The 3,719-nt window shown below is 64.6% G+C and carries 3 protein-coding genes and 1 pseudogene; 3 read left to right on the top strand and 1 reads right to left on the bottom strand.

The features are described 5' to 3' along the window. The 3 genes from ACFE7D_RS14160 to ACFE7D_RS14150 form a co-directional block, all read left to right on the top strand. Positions 1 to 542, top strand: a 542-nt coding sequence (locus ACFE7D_RS14160) for a hypothetical protein (protein WP_375396053.1), incomplete at its 5' end; no start/stop codon positions are given. Next, positions 539 to 706: a hypothetical protein gene (locus ACFE7D_RS14155; RefSeq protein WP_375396052.1), complete on the top strand. Its 168-nt coding sequence runs from the start codon at positions 539 to 541 to the stop codon at positions 704 to 706. The genes ACFE7D_RS14160 and ACFE7D_RS14155, both read left to right, overlap by 4 nt. A gap of 134 nt (positions 707 to 840) precedes the next feature. Then, entirely contained in the window at positions 841 to 3,216 is a 2,376-nt protein-coding gene (locus ACFE7D_RS14150) for a TonB-dependent receptor (protein ID WP_375396051.1), read from the top strand. Between the two features lie 62 nt (positions 3,217 to 3,278). Here the strand turns inward: ACFE7D_RS14150 and ACFE7D_RS14145 are convergent. After that, positions 3,279 to 3,585 (bottom strand): annotated as a pseudogene (locus ACFE7D_RS14145) (ParB/Srx family N-terminal domain-containing protein); the annotation flags it as partial. Positions 3,586 to 3,719: the final 134 nt, after the last annotated feature.

Raw genomic sequence — 3,719 nt, 5'->3', positions numbered from 1 at the left:
GCGCTTTGCCTTGGCTGCAATATGCGATCGGGGTGCTGCTGCTGCTGTTCGGCGTGCGCTGGCTCGCCAAGGCGGTCGCGCGCGGCGCGGGAATCAAGAAGCTGCACGACGAGGACGCGGAGTTCGCCGAAACCCGCGAACAGCTCACCACCGCCGGGCACCGCGCGGCCTGGCTGATCGCGTTCAAGGGCGTCTTCCTGGAAGGGCTGGAGGTCTGGCTCGTCGTCGTCGCGCTCAGCGTGAAGAGCCAGCATTGGGGGAGCGGCGCGGGCGCGGCGCTGGCGGCGATGGCGCTGACCGTCGCGGTCGGGGCGATGCTGCGCGCGCCGCTGCGCCGGGTGCCCGAGAACCTCATCAAGTTCTGCGTCGGCGGCATGCTGGTCGGCTTCGGGACGTTCTGGTCGCTCGAACCGTTCGCCGGCGACGCCTGGGCGATCGGCGACTCCGTCCTGCTGCTGCTGTGCGCCTTCTATCTCGCCGGGGGGGCGCTGCTGCTCCTCGCCTACAAATCCACCATCCAACGCCGGGAGGCCCGCGCATGAGCGCTTTCATCAAGACCCTGTTCGGAGATTTTCACAACGTCGCCGTCGTCGCCGCGATCCTCGGCGTCACCGCCGCGCTCGAACTGGCAGGCGCGGCCCGTGCCGCGTGGCTTGTCATGCCGATGCTGACGCTATGCGGCGTCGCCTGGCTGGTCCGCAAATAGCCGGAACACGGGACGATCTGCCGGATCGCCCTCGGATTGCCGGCTCCGTAGTGCCGGCCACTTTGAACCTGTCCGCCCGCGCCTCCCGGTGGAAGCGCGATCGCCTTGCCACGTCTTTTATCTGGGGAAACGTCATGTCCGATACGCCATTTTCGCTGTTCCGCTTTGCCCTGCTTTCGGCGAGCATGCTGACCGCCGCCACCGCGCACGCCGCGCCGGATGGACCCCCTGCCGCAGACGACAAGGACATCGTCGTCAACGGCCAGCGCGTCGTCGATGCGAAGCATGCGCCGGCGAAAGGCAATCTGGATGCGACGCAGCCGCAGTCCCTCGTCTCGCAAGAGTTCGTCGAGGATGTCGTGCCGCCCTCCGGCGATTATTCGCAGACGATCAAGTTTACGCCGAGTTTCAGCTTCTCTTCGCCCAACGGCGCGGGTGGGTCGGAATCCAAGTCTCAAGTTCTCCGCGGCTTCGCCGATGGCCAGTACAACGTGACGATCGACGGCATTCCGTTCGGCGACGCCAACGATTTTACGCATCACACTACGTCGTTCTTCCCGTCAGCTGTGCTTGGCCGGATCAACGTCGATCGCGGGCCAGGGGATGCGAGCACGATCGGCTATGCGACGTTCGGCGGCACGATCGGGCTGAACAGCCGCGCGCTGTCGGCGTCGGCTGGCGGTTTCCTCCGCGGCGGCTACGGCTCGTTCAACGACCGGCTGGGTGTCGTCGAACTGCAATCGGGCGCGATCGCTGCGACCGGCGGCACCCGCGTGCTGGCCGACTATATGTATCACAGGACCGACGGCGCGCTCGATTTTGCCGGGCTGAAGACCCAGCAGGGCGTGGTCAAGCTGTCGCAGCCGCTGGGCGGCGACTGGACGATGACGCTCTTCGGGTCGGTCAATCACACTCGCTACACGCATTTCAGCCCGATCACGCCCAACCAGCTCGCCGCCTACGGCAAGTCATTCGGTGCGTTGAACGACGATCCGCGCACGGCGCTCTATTACCGGAACACCTACAACACGAAGATCACCGACTTCGAATATGCCCAACTGACCGGCAGCGCGTTCGGCTTTGCCGTCGATGACAAGTTCTATACCTTCTACTATCGCAACCGCGAATACGACGCACTGAACCCGGCGGATCTCGGCCTGCCGCCGACCGCCGCCAATGCCAATTACGGCAGCCTGGGCGGCGGGGCCGGTAACCGGAACATCCTGAGCAACAGTCTGGGGAATTCCTATCGCTCGTTCGGCAACATACTCGACCTCTCGCACCCCGTTGACGCCGGCATCCTCTCGGGAACGGTCAGGACCGGCCTGTGGTGGGAGCATCAGGACCAGGACCGCGACAGCTATATCGTCGACGTGACGCGCGGCTTCGTCCTCGACGCGACGCCTGGCGTCGACCCCGCCACCTTCCGCGGCAAGAACGCGCTCGGTCAAACCGGCACCGGCGCCTATCTGCTGCGCGTCCATGCCACGATCGACACGTTGCAGCCGTTCGTGGAATATGTCTGGACGCCGGCGCCGGGCGTGACGATCACGCCGGGCGTCAAATATATCGATTTCAAACGCACCTATGTCGCGCCGGTCAATGCGGTTTCGCTGCTGCCGCTCGATACGCGTTCGGACTATTCCTCGACGCTGCTCTCCGTTTCCGGCAATTGGAAAGTCTCACCGGGCAACGCGCTCTACGCGCAGGTCGCACAGGGGTTTCTCGCGCCGAGCGTCGCAGCATACAACACCGCGTCGATATCCAAGAACGATTTCAAGCCACAGCAGACGGTCAATTATCAGCTCGGGTACGTACATTCCGGCCGGACGATCAACTTCGACGTCGCGGCCTATTATATCGACTTCAATAACTACATCACCACTGCGACCGATTTCTCGGTGACGCCGAACCAGGCCTATTCGATCAACGGCGGCGGCGTGATCTACAAGGGCATCGAAGCGCAGGCGTCGCTGGCGCTCGGCCACTCCGTCAGCCTGTTCGCCGCCGGGAGCGTCAACAGCGCCAAGACCAAGGGCAAGGACAAGCTGGCGGGCGGCAATTTATGGGTAGCTGGCGCGCCCGATCACACGGTGTCGGCAGGATTGCTGTATGATGATGGCGGCCTCTACGGCGCTCTGCTGGCCAAGCAGGTTGGCGCGCGTTACTTCGGTGCCAACCGCACCAACCTGCAGACGGTGAATGGCCAGCAGGTGCCGACCGCGGCGGCCGAGATCGTCGATCCCGTCACCGGCCGGAGCTACCGCGCGAACCGGCTTGGTGCCTACGACACGGTCGATCTGACGCTGGGCTATCGTTTCAAGACGTCGCCGCTCGGACGTTCGCTGAAGCTCGAGTTCCAGATCCAGAACCTGTTCGACAACCGCCAGGCGACCGACACCAACGGCCGCCTCCTCGCCAAGGCCGGCGACGCGATCGATCCCGCGGCGACGACCTATACCTACTTGCCGCCGCGCGGGTTCAGCGGCACGATCAGCGTGGCGTTTTAAGCGGATTCAAGCGCCGTAGTGACCGGTGTCGTGTGCGGCGGCGTTGGGCGCGGCGCGATACCCGCATCGCGCACGACGCACGGCACCGGCGCAGTCTTTGAGAGCCGCCGTTGCTTTACCAGCAACGCGAGCGCGCGGTAGCGGCGGCCGGGCCGGGATCTCGAACATGCCGGTCTCGACGCCATCGGCGTCGCGGACCGGCCGCACCATCAGGCTCTGGAGCAGCGTGCGGCGGACGATGTCCTCCGCTAGCTCATCGATCGAGACGCCGGCCTTGATGTGGCGGACGTTGGACTGGCTCAGCAACAACTTGTCGAACGGAATGTCGCGCGACGACGACAGCGTGATCTTCTGGACCGACTTGGTCATGGGTCTTCTCCATGACGGGCGGCCGGGAGCCACTCTCCCGACCCTCAACCCGTCACGAAGAACGCGCAGCCCTTTCCCTCTAGAGCGGGATGACGTTTAGCTGATTCGAAGGGGATTTCCTTTGGGCTGAATTT

The organism is uncultured Sphingomonas sp. (genome assembly GCF_964244235.1).
In the GTDB taxonomy this organism is placed as follows: domain Bacteria; phylum Pseudomonadota; class Alphaproteobacteria; order Sphingomonadales; family Sphingomonadaceae; genus Sphingomonas.
Note: the sequence above shows the minus strand (reverse complement) of the source record. Positions and strands in the feature narration are given on the sequence as shown.